We start from the raw sequence: 16,829 nt of genomic DNA, 5'->3' as shown, positions 1-16,829 counted from the left end.
CTACAGGTTGTACGCCGCAGGGCCCACCGAAGCGGACAGTGCGCCCCTGTGCCCGGACCGGTCGGAACCGGACACTTACCTCGCATGACGACTGCTCCCGCCGACTCCTCCAACGCCCTCGCCCCCGCATACGGTGACAAGGTCATCGCCGTCGAGACGGCGGGATCCGAGCCCATCCCCGACGCCGAACGCCATGGCTCGCCGCTTCAGCTGCTGTGGACCTGGGCGTCCCCGAACATCGAGTTCGCGACCGTCTTCATCGGTGTGATCTCGGTGCTGTTCTTCGGCCTGAGCTTCTGGCAGGCCACGGCCGCCATCGTGCTCGGCACCGCGCTCGGCGCCATCACGCAGGGCGTGCTGTCCCTGGACGGGCCGCGGTTCGGTGTGCCGCAGATGGTGATCGGCCGCTTCTCCTTCGGCCGTCTGGGCAACATCCTGCCGGCCGCGGCCAACGGTCTGGTGGCGGGCGTGGGCTGGTTCGCGGTGAACAGCGTGAGCGCGGCCTTCGCCCTGAACACGCTGACGGGCCTGCGCCCGCTGCCCTCGCTCCTCCTGGTGGTCGTGGCCGAGATCCTGATCGGCTTCATCGGCCACAACTTCGTGCACACCTTCGAGCGGTACGCCTTCCCTGCCCTCGCGGTGATCTTCCTGCTGGCGGGCGTGTGGACGTTCAAGGACGCGGACCTCGGCGGCGGCGGCACCGGCGGCGGCATCGGCGGCTTCCTGCTCGCCTTCAGCGCGGCCTGGGGCTACGCGGCCGGCTGGAACCCGTACGCCACGGACTACTCCCGCTATCTGCCGCGCACAGCGAACCGGTTCAGGACGGTCCTCTACCCCGCGGTCGGCCTGTTCGTGTCGGTCGCCCTCGTGGCGATCATCGGGGCGGCCTCGGCGACCATCGTGGCCCCGAAGGACGCCACCCCGACGGCGGCCTTCACCGGTCATCTCCCCGGCTGGCTGGGCGACCTGGTGCTCCTCGCCATCATCCTCGGCGGCATCTCCGCGAACGCCCTCAACATCTACTCGGGCGCGATCTCCATCGCCTCCTTCGGTCTGAAGCTGCCCACCTGGCTGAGCCGCAGCGTGCTGGTCGTGGTGTCGGGTGTCGCCGGTACGGCGGCCGCGTGGGCGTCACTGTCCGACGCGGGGTCGGCGTACGAGGCGTTCCTGCTCGTCATCGCGTACTGGGTGGCGCCGTGGCTCGGGGTCGTCCTGGTGGAGCGGTGGCTGCAGGGCCGCACGGCCACGGACGAGGAGCTGGCCGCCCGACTGAGCGACCGCTCCTTCACCAACCGGCCGGGCCTGGCAGCCCTGTTGGTCGGCATCGCGGTGTCCGTCCCGCTCTTCTCCAACCAGGAGGACTACGTCGGTTACGTACCGAAGCACTGGCCGTCCTTCGGCGACATCACTCCGGTGGTCGGGTTCGTGGTGAGCGCGGGGCTGTACGCGGTGCTGCGCCGGGCGAAGGCTCAGCTCCCGTCCACCGGTTCCGCCTGATCCGCGTGCTCGACCCTGATGTACCGGCCGTTGTGCGCGCCGTAGGCCTTCTTGAGGATCGGTTCCGCCTTGTCGGGGTCGTCGACCCCGATGAGGACGAAGCCCCGTTCGTCCGCGGATACTTCGCGCATCCGGAAGGTGCCGTCCCAGCGATGCATGTCGTCGCCGATCCGGTCGGAAAGGGCGTGCAGGGTCCTTCCGCCGACGTCGGTGTCGTGCAGCCGCACGGTCACGCCCCGCACGGCCGTCCCGCAGATCGCGTCGTCCAAGGCGGCTGAGGGCATGCGCCAGACGTCGACCGACCGGTGATCCTCGTCGACGGAGAGGCCCGTGTAGAGGTCGGGGTACTTCTTCCGCGCCAGTTCGTCGACGTGTACGACCACACGCGTCAGCGGGGTGCCGTCGTCGCGGTCGGGGAGGCTGCTGACGGGGCGGGTGCCGGCACAAGTGCGGTCCGCGACCGCGGACTTGATCCGGTCGGGATCCGCTCTGAGGCCTCCGTCGGTGTGGCCGGCCCCCATGGCCTGGACGTACAGGCTCGCGGCCACCACCAGCGCGACGCTCGCTCCGGCCGATGCGACCCAGGTGCGGTTGCTGCCCATCTCGCCCTCCATCCCCCTGCGTTGGCGTCAGCACTGTGACGCGGGAGGGGGCGCAGAGGTTCAGACCGTCGGTTCGTCGCGCAGGACGAGGTCCAGCAGACCCGGGAAGCGGGCCTCGAACTCCGCCCGCCGCAGACGGTTGACCCGCCGGGGCCCCTCGTCGCGCTGCTCGACCAGGCCCGCACCCCGCAGCACCGTGAAGTGATGGCTGAGCGCCGCCTTGCCGACCGGCACGTCGAAGCTGCCGCAGCTGCGCGACCACTCCGCCGAGCCCGCCAGCTCCCTGACGAGGCTGATGCGTACGGGATCGGCGAGCGCGGCGAGGGCGGTCTGCACCGACACGTCGTCCGGGTGGGTGTGCTCGGGGGCGGCCCGATGACTGGTGCGCTGCGCCACGCGGGTCTCCTTCACGCCTGGCCGAGATTCACGTCTTGCCGACTGTTCGATGAAAATCATACACTCGCCACTGTTCGCTTTTCATTGAACAGTCCATGGAGCGGTCGTGGACTGAACAGTCATGGGTGGTGTGGCATGCGTGCGGTCGAGTTCCAGGAGTACGGCGGACCCGAGGTCCTGAAGGTCGTGGAGACGGAGGTCCCCGAGCCCGGTCCGGGCCAGGTGAGCCTCGACGTGGCCTACACCGGGGTGAACTTCGCCGATCTCAAGGCGCGCGGCGAGGGCTACCGGGTGCCGCAGCTGCCCTTCGTGCCCGGCCTGGAGGCGTCGGGGCGCATCCGGGCGCTCGGCGAGGGGGTCACGGGGCTGTCCGTCGGCCAGGAGGTGACGGCACTGACGGAGGGCGGCGCCTACGCGGACGTGGTACTGGCGAACGCCGCGACCGTCTTCCCGGTCCCGGCCGGCATCGACCTGCGTACGGCGGCGACCCTGCCGACCGTGCTGCCGACGGCATACGCCCTGGTGCACGCGGTGGGCCGGCTGCAGCCGGGCGAGACGGTGCTCGTGCAGGGCGCGGCGGGCGGCGTCGGCACGGTGGCCGGACAGCTGGCCGAGGCGGCCGGGGCGGGGGCGGTGTACGGGGTGGTGTCGGGCGCGGCCAAGGCGGCCTACGCGCGCGAGTACGGCTACGACGAGGTGTTCGTCGGCGAGTTCACCGAGGCGGTGCGGGAGGCGACCGGCGGCCGGGGCGTCGACCTCGCGCTCGATCCGGTCGGCGGCGAGACGTTCCGGGGCAGTCTGGCCTCGCTCGCGACCTTCGGGCGCCTGGTCTCCTTCGGCAACGCGAGCTCGGCGCCGGCGTGGAACGTCGGCCAGCCGGAGCTCTATCCGTCCGGGGTGTCGGTGGGCGGCTTCTCGATCCTCACGCTGGCGAAGACGGCCCCCGGCGAGCTGCGCTCCCTCGCCGAGCGGGCCTTCGCGAAGGCGGTGGACGGCACGGTGTCGCTGCCGGTCACGGCAGAGTTCGGGCTGGAGGAGGCGGCCGAGGCGCACCGGCTGATGGGGACGCGGACCAGCACCGGGAAGCTGCTGCTGCGGGTGAGCGGCTGAGGGCGGCGCGCAGGCTGGACAATTCGCGGCAGATTTTGACACGGTGGGCCGCACCGACCCGTATTCGAACATGCGGTCGACGACTCGCCGACTCCGGACAACCGGGAGGCCCGCCATGTCACTTGCCTTCTACGCCACGCACAGCACCTTCTCCGACCCCGGCGAACTGGCCGACCGGTACGCCGACTTACCGCGCGATGCGGCCGGACTCGCCCGCACCTCCCGCGACTTGCTCGTCCACCGCCTGGAGGGCGACCTGTTCGGTCACACCCACCCGGACGACCGCCTGCACAACGACGCCGAGACCCGCTACATCGACGACATCCTGCGGATCCTGGTGGCCCGGAACGACGCCCCGCTGCACCTGCGGCGCGAGGTCGGCGACCGTTTCGTCGGGACCTGCCGGGACTTCTCGCTGCTGCACTGCTCGTTCCTGCGGCAGGCGGGCATCCCGGCACGTATCCGGTCCGGCTTCGCCGACTACTTCGGCTCCGACGGCTTCCACTGCGACCACGTGGTCACCGAGTACTGGGACGAGGAGCGGGGCTGGCTGTTCGCGGACGCCCAGCTCGCCGACCCCGGCATCACCGCCCACTGGAACGCGGACTTCGACCCGATGGACGTCCCGCGCGACCGCTTCCTGGTCGCGGGCAAGGCGTGGCGGGCCATCCGCGAGGGCGGAGCCGACCCGAGGACGTTCGGGCTGCATCCGCCGGAGCAAGGGCCGTTCTGGGGCGAGCGGTTCGTGGCCGGCAACATCCGCCTCGACCTCGCGGCCCTGAACAAGGTGGAGACGCTGTTGTGGGACGAGTGGGGATTGGACGAGGGGAAGCCCGGCACCCCCCTGTCGGCAGCGGCCCGCGAGCTCTACGACCGCGCGGCCCTGGTAGCGGGCGACGAGGTCTCCTTCGAGGCGGCCCGCAAGCTGTTCACCGAGGACGACACATTGCGGACTCCGAAAACGGTGCTCTGCTCGGCTCCCTACAACGGCCCGAGCCGGGTCACCTTGCGTTAGGAGCAGCGCCCCGAAGGGGCGCGGGGCTGTATCGATGTGCGGCTCCGCCGCGGGGCGCGACCAGCCCCAACGGCGCCACACCCGACCGACGGCGGATCACGGCACCCCCAGCGGAGCGCCCCCGCACGACCCGGTACGCACACACCGCCGCCAGCAACTCCCCCAACAGATCCGGATCGTCGATCTCAAGCCCCAGCAGGGACTCGATCCGCTCCAGCCGCTGGTAGAGCGACTGGCGGCCGATGTGCAGCAGGGCCGCGGTACGGGTCGGGGAGCAGCCGTGCCGCAGATGGACCTCCAGGGTGCGGACCAGGTCGCTGGGGTGGGCCGCCTCCCAGGCCAGCAGCGGGCCCAGGGTGTGCTGGACCAGCCGGTCGAGCCGGTCGCGGTTGGTGTCGACACCGCCGCGGGTCAGCTCCCGTTCCAGGGCGAGCGCACGGGCGGAGGTGACCAACGGGCCCTCGGGAGCGGGCGGTTCGGCCGCCGGCACGGTCAGGGCCAGCTCCAGCGTCGTACGGGCCGCCCGCAGCGTGTCGCTCCAGCGCAGCCAGCCGCTGCCGGCGTCGACGGCGTGTCCGACGGCGACGGTGAGGCCCGCGTCGGCTGCCGTGCGGAAGGCCTCCTGGACGGCACGGACGGGGTCACCGGAGCCGAAGCGACCGCCGAGGCCCGCACCGCCGTCGCCGGGGAGCGCGAGCAGTGCCAGCACATCCCCAGGGAACGGCGCCCGCAGCACCGCCGCCCCGCCCAGCAGCCGTACCGCCCGGTCCACGGCGCCCACCTCGCGCGTGCCGTGCACCGACACCCCGATGAGCCGGGCGCCGGGCCCGGGGTGGAACCCGGCGAGCGCGGACCGTGCCTCGACCTCCGGCTGGTTGAGGGCCGCGCGGTCGGCCAGGTCGGCGAGCAGGGCCGCCGTGTGGTCACCGCCCCAGGGACGCACCACCGACCGGCCGGACAGCCCCCGGGCCACGATCGCGCGGTTCGCCGCCTCCGTGATGCGTACGAAGGGCACGACCCGGTGCAGGGCCAGCAGGGGCAGGCCGAGGCGGCGGGCCTCGTCGACGACCTCGGGCGGCATCTGCGGAAGTGAGCGGCCCACCTCCACGGCCAGCCCGGCGGCGCCCCGCGCGGCCAGCTCGCGGACGTACCGGCGGCGGATCTGCTCGTCGGCGTCCATCAGGCCGAAACCGTTGGTGAGCAGCAGCTCTCCACCGTCGAGGAAGTTGGCGCCCTCGTACACCTCGCTGGAGTGCACCCAGCGGACCGGGCGGTCCAGGGCGCCCTCGCCGGCGAGGAGGGCGGGCTCGGAGGCGCGGACGGGATCGAGGTCCAGGACTTCGCGGAGGGTGAGTGCGGCCACGGGCACCTCCATGGACGGCGCGTGGACAGTTCGTCCGGCGGCGGGATGCCCGGAGAGTACTTTCCGCACGTTGCCCTCGTGTTTCGGCCACAGCAGAGTGAGGACATGGACCTTGAGGACCCCATGGACCGGGCGACGGCACGGGCCTGGCTCGCCACCGCCGTCGCGGAGGCGCGCGCAGGGCTCGCGGAGGGCGGCATCCCGATCGGCGCCGCGCTCTACGGCGCCGACGGCACCCTGCTCGGCCGCGGCCACAACCGGCGCGTCCAGGACGACGACCCCTCGATGCACGCGGAGACGGCCGCGTTCCGCAACGCGGGACGGCAGCGCTCGTATCGCGGTACGACGATGGTCACGACCCTCTCGCCGTGCTGGTACTGCTCCGGTCTGGTCCGCCAGTTCGGCATCTCCCGGGTGGTGGTCGGCGAGGCGGCCACCTTCCACGGCGGCCACGACTGGCTGGCGGAGCACGGCGTGCGGATCGTGCTCCTGGACGACGACGAATGCATCGCGATGATGCGCGACTTCATCAAGAACCATCCGGCACTGTGGAACGAGGACATCGGTGAGTGACCCGCGTATTCCGACCATCGATCTGCGGCCCTGGCTCGACGGCGACGAGGACACCCGCGCCGGCATCGCCCGCACCGTCGACCAGGCCCTGCAGACCGCCGGGTTTCTGCTGGTCACCGGGCACGGTGTGGATCCGGGGCTGCGGTCCGGGATCCGGGAGGCGGCTCGGGCGTTCTTCCGGCTGCCCGCCGGGGTCAAGCAGGCGTACGCGGCGAAGGTCGGCGGGCGCGGCTGGCTCGGGCCCGGCGCCGAGGCCAACGGCTACTCGGAGGGTACCGAGACGCCGCCGGACCTGAAGGAGTCGCTGACGTTCGCGACGCACCAGCCCTTCGAGGACCCCGTCGTCAACGCGGAGTGGTACGCGCCCAACGTGTGGCCGCGGGAGGTGCCGGAGCTCCGGGCGCTGTGCGAGGGGTACCTGGAGCGGATGGGTGAGCTGGAGAAGCAGCTCCTGTCCCTGCTCGGCGAGGCGCTCGGCCTCGAACCGGACTTCTTCTCCCGGCACATGGACCATCCGACGTACGGCTTCAACATCAACTGGTACCCGGGCACCGAGGTCGTCGGGGAGCCGCAGCCGGGTCAGTTCCGCATCGGGCCGCACACCGACTTCGGGACGGTCACGATCCTCGACCGGCAGGCGGGCAAGGGCGGGCTGCAGGTGTACACGGACGAGGGCGGCTGGGAGGACGCGCCCTTCGACCCCGAGGCCTTCACCATCAACATCGGGGATCTGATGGCCCGTTGGACCGGTGACAGGTGGCGGTCGGGGCGGCACCGGGTGCTGCCGCCGCCCGCGGACGCGCCCGCCGAGGAGCTGATGTCGCTCGTGTACTTCGGCGAGTGCACACCGGGGACGCTGGTGGAGTCCGTGCCGGCGCCGGTCGGGCGGGTGGCCTACGAGCCGGTCGACTCGCACCGCTATCTGCGGGAGAAGCTGGACTCGATCACGGTCGGCTGACCAGCTTCTCGAAGCGGGCCCGCCAGACGGGCTCCGCCGCCTCGGCTCCCCGGTACTCGTGGGTGAAGCGCAGTGCCGTGCCCTGCTCGCCGTCCCGCTCCAGGTGGAAACGGATCCGGTCGCCGTCGTCCAGGGTGTACTCGGCGACCCGGTCCACGTCCCAGGCGGTGACCCGGCCACTGCCCAGGTCACGCAGGGTGACCGCGCCGCCGAGCCTGGGTTCGAGGACGTCGGCGGCGGTGAACCAGCGGGCGAGCCCCTCGGGGGTGGCCACCGCCGGCCAGACGTCCTCCATGCGCCGTGGGACCCGCACCAGGAAGTGCAGCATGTGCGTGTTCCCGTGGCTCTGACTTGTGCCCTGTGCGATGGAACCGCTCATGACACCAGTGTCGGCCCTGTGCGGCTCAGACGCCCGCGTACGAGTGCTTGCCGGAGACGAAGATGTTGACGCCGTAGTAGTTGAACAGCCAGCAGCCGAAGGCGATCAGCGCCAGATAGGCGGCCTTGCGGCCCTTCCAGCCGGCGGTGGCGCGGGCGTGCAGGTAGCAGGCGTAGGCGACCCAGGTGATGAACGCCCAGGTCTCCTTGGGGTCCCAGCCCCAGTAGCGGCCCCAGGCCGACTCGGCCCAGATCGCGCCCGCGATGATCGTGAACGTCCACAGCGGGAAGACGGCCGCGTTGATGCGGTAGGAGAACTTGTCCAGCGAGGACGAGGAGGGCAGGCGCTCCAGGAACGAGGTGGCGAAGCGGCCGGGGGTGCCGCCGTTCTCCAGCTTCGTCTCGTAGGAGTCCTTGAAGAGGTAGAGGAGCGTGCCGACGGCGCCCACGTAGAAGACCGCGCCGCACAGGATGGCGGTGGAGACGTGGATGTACAGCCAGTACGAGTGGAGGGCGGGAACCAACTGGTCACTGGCGGTGTACAGGACGGTGACGGCGATGCCGAGGTCGAGGAGGACCGTGGTGATCAGGAACAGGCCGAGCCAGCGGACGTTCTTCTTCAGCGCGAGCAGCGCGAGGTACACGGTGACGGCCACCGCGGAGAACGTGATGTTGAACTCGTACATGTTGCCCCACGGCGCCCGCTCCACCGAGGCCGCGCGGGCGATCACGCCGGCGAGGTGGACGAGGTACGCGAGCACGGTGAGCGAGATGGCGATACGCCCGTAGAGGTCGCCCTGCTCGTCCCCGCCGTGCGCCCCGGGCCCGTCCGGCACGTCACGCGCACCGGCCGAGGCCCGTACGACGACCTTGGGCCGCTCCAGTACGGCGGTGCCGCCCGCCTTGTTCACGGTGACGGCGGGGGCCTTGCTCCCCTTCGCCTCCGTGGTGAGCGCGGCGGCCGTGCGGGCGACCTTGCTGCGGCTGCCGAAGAGCCATTCGGCGATGTACGCGAAGAAGGCCAGGGTGTAGACGGCCATCGCGGAGTAGATCAGCGTGTTGCTGATGTTCGCGAGGTGTTCGTTGGTGGCCGTGGCCAACTCGGTTCCGGCGGCGAGAGTCACTGCGTCTCAGCCCCTTCGGCAGGTACGACTTCGGTGTCGGGGGTGGTGGTGTCGTCTTGGTCCGGTGAGCCGGCGTCGGGTTCGGCGTCGGAGTCGTGGGAGTGCTCGTCGGGCTCGGGTGCGCCCGGCGCCCGGTCGTAGAGGATTCCGGCGAGGTCGCCGAGTTCCTCGGGGACCTTGGCGGACTCGCTGCGGCCGAGGCCGGCCATCTCGACGACGGTGACACCGTCGGCGCCCTTGACGGCCCGCACCCAGACGCGGCGGCGCTGGATGAACAGGGAGGCGGCGAGGCCGAAGATCGCGGTGAGGGAACCGGCGAGCGCCCAGGAGGTGCCGGGCTGCTGGACGACCTGGAAGTTCGCCCACTCCTTGGTGGACTCGTAGGTGATCGAGCCGGCGCCGTTCGGGAGCTGCATGGTCTGGCCGGGCTTCAGGTTGTCCCTGAGCTGCCGGCCCTTGGAGTCCTTGAACTCCTTCACATGCGACTTGTCGAGCTGGTAGACGCTCTGCGGGATACCGGAGTCGACACCGAGGTCGCCGTGGTACGGCGTCAGGTTCAACACCGGGTTGCGCAGCGCGGGGAAGGTGGAGGCCGTCTCGCTGCCGGGGGTGTAGGTCGGCAGGAGGAAGGCCGAGATGCCCAGCTGCTCGCTGACGCCCTGGGCGTTCCTGTAGCCGTCGAGGACCTTGACCACACCGGTGGAGGTGACGTTGGAGTCGAGCGGCAGGAGCGGGACGGCGTCGCGGTAGACGACGTTGCCCTTGCCGTCGCGGACGGTGATGACGGGGGCGTAGCCGTGGGCGGTGAGGTAGACCTTGGCGTCGCCGATCTCCAGCGGCTCGTTGACCTTGACGAGGTCCTTCTTGTCCTTGCCGTAGGCGCCCTGGCTGTAGGTGAGGGCGGCCTGGTAGGTGCGAGGGGTTCCCTTGTTGGGGCCGCTGGCCTCGTAGGTGCCGGTGAACTTGTCCAGATGGAAGCTGAACGGCACCAGGTCGTCGGTGGTGAAGAGGTTGCCGGACTTGAAGTCGTCGTACTGGGTGGTGGTGTTGGAGAAGCCGTCGCCCTCGACGATCAGTTTGTTGCCCTCGGACTTGAAGAGCTGGCCCCAGGCGAAGGCGATCAGCATCACGATCAGCGCGATGTGGAAGGCGAGGTTGCCGACCTCGCGCAGATAGCCCTTCTCGGCGGCCACGGCGTCACCGGCGAGGTGGGCGCGGAAGCGGCGCTTCTTGAGGAGGGCGAGCGCGGCCTCGCGCACCTGCTCGGGCTCGGTCCCGGTGCGCCAGGTGGTGTAGGCGGGCAGCCGGGTCAGACGCTTGGGGGCGCCCGGCGGGCGGCCGCGCAGCTGGCCGATGAACTGCCAGGTGCGCGGGACGATGCAGCCGATGAGGGAGACGAACAGCAGGATGTAGATCGCGGAGAACCACACCGAGCTGTAGACGTGGAAGAGGCCGAGCTTGTCGTAGACCGGCGCCAGGAAGGTGTGGGATTTGCGGAAGTCGGCGACCTTCGTCTCGTCGATACCGGACTGCGGGATCAGCGAGCCGGGGATCGCGCCGAGGGAGAGGAGCAGGAGCAGCAGCAGCGCCACCCGCATGGAGGTGAGCTGCCGCCAGAACCAGCGGGCCCAGCCGATGACGCCCAGGGCGGGCAGGTTCGCCAGTTCCTCCCTGGGGGCGGTGGAGAGCTGGGAGCCGGCGGCGCCGAGGTCCGGATCCTCGGCCCGCTCGGGGGGCGTACCGGTGGTGGTGGCCTTGCTCATCGATCAGATCCCCACAGTGAAGCCGGCGGACCAGGACTGCATGTCCTGAACGATGCGGTCCCAGGCGCCGGTCAGCAGCAGCAGACCGGTCACGATCATCATCGTGCCGCCGATCCGCATCACCCAGACATAGTGGCGCTTGACCCAGCCGAAGGCGCCGAGCGCCTTGCGGAAGGCGACCGCGGCGAGCACGAAGGGCACGCCGAGGCCGAGGCAGTAGGCGACGGTCAGTATGGCGCCCCGGCCCGCGCTCGACTGCTGCGCGGACAGGGTCAGCACGGAGCCGAGGGTCGGGCCGATGCACGGGGTCCAGCCGATGCCGAACAGCGCACCGAGCAGCGGGGCACCGGCGAGACCTGCCACCGGCCGCTTGTGGAAGCGGAACTCCCGTTGGGTCATCCAGGGCATCAGGCCCATGAAGAAGACACCCATGAGGATCATGAGCGCGCCCAGCACCTTGGACAGGATGCCCTTGTTGTCCTGGAGCGTGTCGCCGAAGTAGCCGAACAGGGCGCCGCTGGAGACGAACACGGCGGTGAAGCCCAGCACGAAGAGGGAGGCGCCCGCGACCATCCGCCCGCGCCGGGCCTCGGCCAGGTCGGTGCCGGCGACCCCGGTGACATAGGACAGATAGCCGGGGACGAGCGGCAGGACGCACGGGGAGAAGAAGGAGACGAGTCCGCCGAGGAGCGCGATGGGCAACGCGAGCAGCAGGGCGCCGTTGAGCACCGTGTCGTTGTAGCCCGTCGCGGCGAGCGTGGTGACTGAGGTCACGTCACTTCTCCGCGAGGACCGGGGCGATCATCTTGCGCAGCTTGTCCTCGCTGAGCGCGGCCAGCGAACGGGCGGCGATCCTGCCCTCGCGGTCGAGGACGAGCGTGGAGGGGACCGCCTGCGGGTTGAGCGTGCCCCTCTTGAAGCGGAGCATCAGCTTGCCCGTGGGGTCGTAGAGGCTCTGGTAGGTGATGCCCTGCTGCTTCTCGAAGGCGACCGCGTTCTGGGTGCTGGTGTCGCGGGTGTTGATGCCGACGAACTGGACGCCCTTGCTCCTGAGGTCCTGGTAGACCTTCTCGAAGTTGGGCGCCTCGGCACGGCAGGGGGCACACCAGGAACCCCACACGTTCAGGACGACGACCTTGCCCTTGAAGGAGGCGACGTCGAGCTGTCCCCCGTTGACGGTCTTGCCGGAGAGGTCGGGCGCCGCGGCCCGCTCCCCCTTCTTCGCGGTGGAGATGCCGTCCTTGCCCATGACGAAGTTGGTGTCACCGCCCCCGCCGGAGGTCCCTCCGGAGGAGCAGGCGGACATCAGCAGCGCGGCGACCACGGCACCGGCGGTGGTCAGGACGGTTCGGCGACGTGCGCGGTTCGGGCGCACGGCGGCGCGGCTGGCGGCACTCATGTGAAAAGTTTCGCATGCCCGTTCCCGGGGTCGTGCGCACCCCCCTTGCGGGGGGAGAACCGCATTTCAGGCAGCCTGTCCCTTGGGTGAGGACGAGGAGGAGGGCGTCTCCTTGAGGAACGTCTTCCAGCCGCCCACCGGCTGCTGACCGACACCGAGGGTGCGCAGCTTGGCGAGGACCTCCGGCTTCTGTACGTCGATCCAGTCGGCGAACTGCCGGAAGGAGACGAGGCGGACGTCGGCGCCCTTCTCCTTCGCGAGCGCGATGTGCTTGAACGCCTGCTCGACGGCGTCCATGTATATGCCGCCGTTCCAGTGCTCGAAGTGGTTGCCTATGAAGAAGGGGGCGCGGTTGGAGAAGTACGCCCGCCTGAAGCCGGCGATGTAGGCCCCGGCCGCCTGCTCGCGCCAGGCCGGGTAGTTGTAGGCCGGCGCCTTGGTCGAGTTCTGCGACTGGTTGAACATCATGTTGTAGTCCATCGAGAGGACCTGGAACCTCTTGCCGGGGAACGGGATCGACTGCAGCGGGAAGTCCCACAGCCCGTGCTTCTTCGACGGCCACACCTGCAGGCCGCCGGGTGAGGAGGCGTCGTAGCGCCAGCCCAGCTCGCGGGCGGTGGGCAGCAGGTTCTCCTGGTTGAGCAGACAGGGCGTCCGGCCGCCGACGAGCTCCTTGTCGTAGTCGAAGGGCAGGGCCGGCAGGTCGGTGAAGCCGGTGTTGGTCTTCCAGTTCTTGACGAAGGACTTGGCCTGGTCGATCTCGCTGCGCCACTGCTGGGGCGTCCACCACTTGACGGACGTGTGGGCCTCGCCACAGAAGTGACCGTTGAAGTGCGTGCCTATCTCGTGGCCTTCGAGCCAGGCCCGGCGGACGTTGGTCAGCGTCGCCTTGACGTGCTCGTCGTTGAGGTAGCCGATGTCGGAGGCGCCGACCCTGTTGTTCGGCGGGTTGTACAACCGCTTCTTCGACTCGGGCAGCAGATACAGCCCGGAGAGGAAGAAGGTCATGGACGCCTGGTGCTGCTTGGCGAGGTCGAGGAAGCGCGGGAAGAGACCGTTGCCGACCTCGCCGGCGCCGTCCCAGGAGAAGACCACGAACTGCGGCGGGGCCTGCCCCGGCTGCAACGGCTCGGGCTTGGCCGGCTGGTAGGGCTGCTTGCCCGTGAAGGAGGTCGAGCCGTCGCCGATGGCGCGGGCGGAGGGCGAAGGCTTGCCGGATCCGCCGCCGTTGGAACCCGAACCATGGGTCGACCCATCTGACTGCGTGAGGGTGCCGCAGCCGGAGAGTCCGACGGCGGCCGCGGCGCCCGCGCCGAGCCCGAGCATTCCCCTTCGAGTGAGAGCACTCATTCCAACCCCGATCGTCATGTCCTGTGGTGGTCACCCATTCAGAGGACATGGCGAAGGGAGCGGTTCCTGACGATCACGTCGATCTGGCCACAATTGTCACGAACGTGTCATGAGATCCCAAAGGGGATTTCTCATCTCCCAATGGGACCCCATGACTTCCCCAAAGGGAGCCTCAGGCGCCGAAGGCCTTGCTCTTCCCCTTCACCGGCTTGGCACCCGCGAGGAGATGGGCGGGGACGAGATCGCGGGCCGGCTCGCTGTAGCCGACGGACACGAGCTTGTCGCCCTGGTAGGTGAAGGACGTCAGCGAGGCGAGCGTGCACTGCCGCTTGCGTGGATCGTGCCACAGCCGCCGCTTCTCGACGTACGACCGCACGATCCAGATCGGCAGCTGGTGGCTGACGAGGACGGCCTCGTGTCCTCGCGCCCGGTCCTTGGCGGAGTCCAGCGCCTGCATCATCCGCACGACGATGTCGACGTACGGCTCGCCCCACGACGGCTTGAACGGGTTGACGAGGTGTTTCCAGTTGCCGGGCTTGCGCAGCGCGCCGTCCCCGACCCCGAAGGTCTTGCCCTGGAAGACGTTGTCGGCCTCGATGAGCCGCTCGTCGGTGGCCAGGTCGAGCCCGTGCGCCTTGGCGATCGGGGTGGCCGTCTCCTGGGCCCGCTCCAGCGGGGAGGAGCAGACGTAGGTGATGTCGCGGGGCGCGAGGTGCTCGGCGACCCGCTCGGCCATCTGCCGGCCCAGTTCGGAGAGGCGGTAGCCGGGCAGCCGCCCGTACAGGACCCCGTCCGGGTTGGCGACCTCGCCGTGCCGCATGACGTGGACGACGGTGATGTCGCCGCTGGTGTTCTCGCTCACGCGGTTGCCTCCGCCGCCGCTCGGGCCGCCGCCGGAAGGGCGTCGGCGATGCGCTGTACGGCCTGTTCGTCGTGGGCCGTGGACACGAACCAGGACTCGAAGGACGAGGGCGGAAGGTAGACGCCCTGCGCCAGCATCGAGTGGAAGAAGGCGGTGAAGCGGAAGGACTCCTGCTTCTTGGCGTCCTCGTAGTCACGGACCTCCCGGTCCGTGAAGAAGACGGAGAACATGTTGGAGGCGTTCTGCAGCCGGTGCGCGACGCCTTCCTTGCTCAGGGCCTCGGTGACGAGCGACTGGATGGTCGCCGACACGGCGTCGACCTTGTCGTACGCGGCCTCGTCGAGCAGGCGCAGCTGGGCGAGGCCGGCCGCGGTGGCGACCGGGTTCCCGGAGAGGGTGCCGGCCTGGTAGACGGGCCCGGCGGGCGCGAGATGCGCCATCACGTCGGCCCGCCCGCCGAAGGCGGCGGCGGGGAACCCGCCGCCCATGACCTTCCCGAAGGTCATCAGATCGGGCTTGACCCCGTCGATGCCGTACCAGCCCGCCCGGCTGGTACGGAAACCGGTCATGACCTCGTCGGAGATGAACAGGGCGCCGTTCTTGGAGCAGGCGTCCTTCAGGCCCTGGTTGAACCCGGGCCGCGGCGGCACGACACCCATGTTCCCGGGCGAGGCCTCGGTGATCACGCAGGCGATCTCACCGGGGTGCCGGTGGAAGGCCTCGTGCACGGCCTCGAGGTCGTTGTACGGCAGCACGATGGTGTCGCCGGCCTGGGCACCGGTGACGCCGGGGGTGTCCGGCAGCGCGAAGGTGGCCACGCCGCTGCCGGCGGCGGCGAGCAGCGAGTCGACGTGACCGTGGTAACACCCGGCGAACTTGATCACCTTGGTGCGCCGGGTGAACCCGCGGGCGAGCCGGATGGCGCTCATGGTGGCCTCGGTCCCGCTGGACACCAGCCGCACCTGGTCCACGGGCTCGACCCGCGCGACGATCTCCTCGGCGAGCGCGACCTCGCCCTCACCGGGCGTACCGAAGGAGGTACCGCGCGAGACGGCGTCCTGAACGGCGGCGATGACCTCCGGGTGGGAGTGCCCGAGGATCATGGGCCCCCAGGAACACACCAGGTCGACGTAGTCCCTCCCGTCCGCATCCGTCAGATACGGACCGGTACCGGACACCATGAACCGGGGCGTACCGCCCACGGCACGAAAGGCACGCACCGGGGAGTTCACACCACCGGGAGTGACGGCCGCGGCCCGGTCGAACAGTGCCTGAGAAACAGGCGCTTCGTATGAATAAGGCAGTGAATCAGGCAGTTCGCTCATGACCTGCGACTTCTCCGACCTTCTCCGACTTCTCGGGCTCCGGTTGCAAGGGACCTCCTCAGGGTAGGCCAGGGTGCACGGGCGGCGGCGGGCACCGCTGCTGACCCGAGAGACAGCCGCCGCCCGGGACGATCTGCGAAACTGGGACCTGATACACACAGCTCATACGGCCCTGACGTACGTATAGGTGTGCGGACGGATGTACGACCGGGTGCGCGGCCAGGTGTACGACGAGGTGTACGGAGGCTTGTTCAGAGGCTGCGAAGATCCTGCGGACAGGTGTTTCAACGCACGTTTCGGCGGGCGGCCGTGGGGGAGGTCACTGACACGATGATCGGGTTGCGCGGCGGGGGCCACGCGTCCTAGAAAAGCAGTCGGGTGGAGATATGCATCGCGGTGGCGGACTGGGCGAGGGGACTGATGACCTGGGTCCTCGACGTGCCCATCGAGGAAGGCACCGACGCGAGGCGGAGGAAGCGACCGAGGCACGTCGGGTACAGGGTGCACCGAGCGAGCCCGAGCGGATCGACCGGCGGATCGACCGCCGGGGCGACGCGCTCCGGGCGGGGAGCAGGAATGGTGGTCGGGTGGGGGTGACGTACAAGTACTTCGGCGCGCCGGACGGCGCTACCGCGGCCCGTGTCCCGATCTCGATGCGCCCCGAGGAACTCGGCGGCGACGAGCTCGGCATGAACGGCATGTTCACCAAGATCAAGCCGGAGACGATGGCGGCGATGGTGCTGACGGGCATCGAAGGCGTCCCCCTCCACAAGGTCCCGCCCCTGGAACTGGTCGTCCTGCACCCCGACTACGCGGTGGTCAAGCTCCCGATGACGGTCGTCGACCCGCTGCGGGGCATAGGCGAGGAGGCGGTGGGCGCGGCGGCCTTCATCTGGTCGACGGTGCCGGACCGCGGGGGTCCGCGGGACGCGTTCAACGTGTACCAACTGCTGCACGAGTGGCAGGACTTCAGCCATCGCCTTCATGAGGCGGGGCATCAGCCTTATTGCCTTGTGTGGCCGTGAGCTGGGGTTTCATTCGTTTCGGGCGGGGTCTTCGGGCCTCGCCCTTTTGGTGCCGCCGAGGGGCCGTCACGCTGTTCGGCGGTCTGTGG

General features: G+C 70.0%; 17 protein-coding genes. 6 read left to right on the top strand and 11 right to left on the bottom strand.

What is annotated here, in order from left to right:
• Window positions 1-84 precede the first annotated feature (84 nt).
• Entirely contained in the window at window positions 85-1,497 is a 1,413-nt protein-coding gene (locus ABD355_RS28320) for a purine-cytosine permease family protein (protein WP_344403554.1), read from the top strand.
• On the opposite strand, the gene ABD355_RS28315 is transcribed toward ABD355_RS28320, so the two are convergent.
• Window positions 1,470-2,099 (bottom strand): hypothetical protein, encoded by a 630-nt coding sequence (locus ABD355_RS28315; protein WP_344403553.1) that lies wholly within the window; start codon window positions 2,097-2,099, stop codon window positions 1,470-1,472. The two genes, ABD355_RS28320 and ABD355_RS28315, sit on opposite strands and share 28 nt — an antisense overlap.
• Before the next feature lie 60 nt (window positions 2,100-2,159).
• A complete protein-coding gene (locus ABD355_RS28310) occupies window positions 2,160-2,495 on the bottom strand; it encodes an ArsR/SmtB family transcription factor (protein WP_344403552.1) in 336 nt (111 codons plus the stop codon).
• A 135-nt stretch (window positions 2,496-2,630) separates the two neighbouring features.
• Here ABD355_RS28310 and ABD355_RS28305 point away from each other — a divergent pair, with 135 nt between their 5' ends.
• Together ABD355_RS28305 and ABD355_RS28300 are read left to right on the top strand one after the other, a co-directional pair.
• Window positions 2,631-3,605, top strand: a complete 975-nt coding sequence (locus ABD355_RS28305) for a quinone oxidoreductase family protein (protein WP_344403551.1) — start codon at window positions 2,631-2,633, stop codon at window positions 3,603-3,605.
• A gap of 115 nt (window positions 3,606-3,720) precedes the next feature.
• Entirely contained in the window at window positions 3,721-4,620 is a 900-nt protein-coding gene (locus ABD355_RS28300; protein ID WP_344403550.1) for a transglutaminase-like domain-containing protein, read from the top strand.
• On the opposite strand, the gene ABD355_RS28295 is transcribed toward ABD355_RS28300, so the two are convergent.
• Window positions 4,607-5,983, bottom strand: coding sequence for a PucR family transcriptional regulator (locus ABD355_RS28295; protein WP_344403549.1), 1,377 nt, complete (start codon window positions 5,981-5,983; stop codon window positions 4,607-4,609). The two genes, ABD355_RS28300 and ABD355_RS28295, sit on opposite strands and share 14 nt — an antisense overlap.
• 105 nt (window positions 5,984-6,088) lie before the next feature.
• On the opposite strand from ABD355_RS28295, the gene ABD355_RS28290 reads away from it, so the two are divergent.
• Window positions 6,089-6,556, top strand: coding sequence for a nucleoside deaminase (locus tag ABD355_RS28290; RefSeq protein WP_344403548.1), 468 nt, complete (start codon window positions 6,089-6,091; stop codon window positions 6,554-6,556).
• Window positions 6,549-7,514 carry an isopenicillin N synthase family dioxygenase gene (locus ABD355_RS28285; protein WP_344403546.1) on the top strand — a complete coding sequence of 322 codons (966 nt, stop codon included), beginning with the start codon at window positions 6,549-6,551 and terminating at the stop codon, window positions 7,512-7,514. Before ABD355_RS28290 ends, ABD355_RS28285 begins: the two co-directional genes overlap by 8 nt.
• On the opposite strand, the gene ABD355_RS28280 is transcribed toward ABD355_RS28285, so the two are convergent.
• The 8 genes from ABD355_RS28280 to hemL all read right to left on the bottom strand — a co-directional run bounded on the left by ABD355_RS28280 (window position 7,501) and on the right by hemL (window position 15,715).
• Window positions 7,501-7,893, bottom strand: coding sequence for an SRPBCC domain-containing protein (locus ABD355_RS28280; protein WP_344403545.1), 393 nt, complete (start codon window positions 7,891-7,893; stop codon window positions 7,501-7,503). The genes ABD355_RS28285 and ABD355_RS28280 overlap by 14 nt on opposite strands.
• Window positions 7,894-7,918: 25 nt before the next feature.
• Window positions 7,919-9,016, bottom strand: a complete 1,098-nt coding sequence (ccsB, locus tag ABD355_RS28275) for a c-type cytochrome biogenesis protein CcsB (protein WP_344403544.1) — start codon at window positions 9,014-9,016, stop codon at window positions 7,919-7,921.
• Entirely contained in the window at window positions 9,013-10,779 is a 1,767-nt protein-coding gene (gene resB / locus ABD355_RS28270) for a cytochrome c biogenesis protein ResB (RefSeq protein ID WP_344403543.1), read from the bottom strand. Before resB ends, ccsB begins: the two co-directional genes overlap by 4 nt.
• A 3-nt stretch (window positions 10,780-10,782) precedes the next feature.
• Entirely contained in the window at window positions 10,783-11,553 is a 771-nt protein-coding gene (locus ABD355_RS28265) for a cytochrome c biogenesis CcdA family protein (protein WP_344403542.1), read from the bottom strand.
• 1 nt (window position 11,554) lies between these two features.
• Entirely contained in the window at window positions 11,555-12,178 is a 624-nt protein-coding gene (locus tag ABD355_RS28260; RefSeq protein WP_344403541.1) for a TlpA family protein disulfide reductase, read from the bottom strand.
• Window positions 12,179-12,244: 66 nt separating this feature from the next.
• The gene (locus tag ABD355_RS28255) at window positions 12,245-13,528 is read right to left on the bottom strand and encodes a polysaccharide deacetylase family protein (RefSeq protein ID WP_344403540.1); all 1,284 of its coding nucleotides are present in this window, start codon (window positions 13,526-13,528) and stop codon (window positions 12,245-12,247) included.
• A 172-nt stretch (window positions 13,529-13,700) separates the two neighbouring features.
• A complete protein-coding gene (locus tag ABD355_RS28250) occupies window positions 13,701-14,348 on the bottom strand; it encodes a histidine phosphatase family protein (protein ID WP_344403662.1) in 648 nt (215 codons plus the stop codon).
• 38 nt (window positions 14,349-14,386) lie between these two features.
• Window positions 14,387-15,715 carry a glutamate-1-semialdehyde 2,1-aminomutase gene (hemL, locus tag ABD355_RS28245; protein WP_344403539.1) on the bottom strand — a complete coding sequence of 443 codons (1,329 nt, stop codon included), beginning with the start codon at window positions 15,713-15,715 and terminating at the stop codon, window positions 14,387-14,389.
• Between the two features lie 386 nt (window positions 15,716-16,101).
• Between hemL and ABD355_RS28240 the strand changes: the two genes are divergently transcribed.
• Complete coding sequence (locus tag ABD355_RS28240; RefSeq protein ID WP_344403538.1) at window positions 16,102-16,740, top strand: hypothetical protein; 639 nt, start codon at window positions 16,102-16,104, stop codon at window positions 16,738-16,740.
• Window positions 16,741-16,829 lie beyond the last annotated feature (89 nt).

Source organism: Streptomyces longisporus (genome assembly GCF_039532765.1).
In the GTDB taxonomy this organism is placed as follows: Bacteria; Actinomycetota; Actinomycetes; order Streptomycetales; family Streptomycetaceae; genus Streptomyces; species Streptomyces longisporus.
Note: the sequence above shows the minus strand (reverse complement) of the source record. Positions and strands in the feature narration are given on the sequence as shown.

Coding starts and splice junctions, on each gene's coding strand:
- ABD355_RS28320 (WP_344403554.1), top strand. CDS start 85: ATGACGACTGCTCCCGCCGACTCCTCCAACGCCCTCGCCCCCGCATAC.
- ABD355_RS28315 (WP_344403553.1), bottom strand. CDS start 2,099: ATGGGCAGCAACCGCACCTGGGTCGCATCGGCCGGAGCGAGCGTCGCG.
- ABD355_RS28305 (WP_344403551.1), top strand. CDS start 2,631: ATGCGTGCGGTCGAGTTCCAGGAGTACGGCGGACCCGAGGTCCTGAAG.
- ABD355_RS28300 (WP_344403550.1), top strand. CDS start 3,721: ATGTCACTTGCCTTCTACGCCACGCACAGCACCTTCTCCGACCCCGGC.
- ABD355_RS28290 (WP_344403548.1), top strand. CDS start 6,089: ATGGACCTTGAGGACCCCATGGACCGGGCGACGGCACGGGCCTGGCTC.
- ABD355_RS28280 (WP_344403545.1), bottom strand. CDS start 7,893: ATGAGCGGTTCCATCGCACAGGGCACAAGTCAGAGCCACGGGAACACG.
- resB (WP_344403543.1), bottom strand. CDS start 10,779: ATGAGCAAGGCCACCACCACCGGTACGCCCCCCGAGCGGGCCGAGGAT.
- ABD355_RS28260 (WP_344403541.1), bottom strand. CDS start 12,178: ATGAGTGCCGCCAGCCGCGCCGCCGTGCGCCCGAACCGCGCACGTCGC.
- ABD355_RS28255 (WP_344403540.1), bottom strand. CDS start 13,528: ATGAGTGCTCTCACTCGAAGGGGAATGCTCGGGCTCGGCGCGGGCGCC.
- ABD355_RS28250 (WP_344403662.1), bottom strand. CDS start 14,348: ATGCGGCACGGCGAGGTCGCCAACCCGGACGGGGTCCTGTACGGGCGG.
- hemL (WP_344403539.1), bottom strand. CDS start 15,715: ATGAGCGAACTGCCTGATTCACTGCCTTATTCATACGAAGCGCCTGTT.
- ABD355_RS28240 (WP_344403538.1), top strand. CDS start 16,102: ATGCATCGCGGTGGCGGACTGGGCGAGGGGACTGATGACCTGGGTCCT.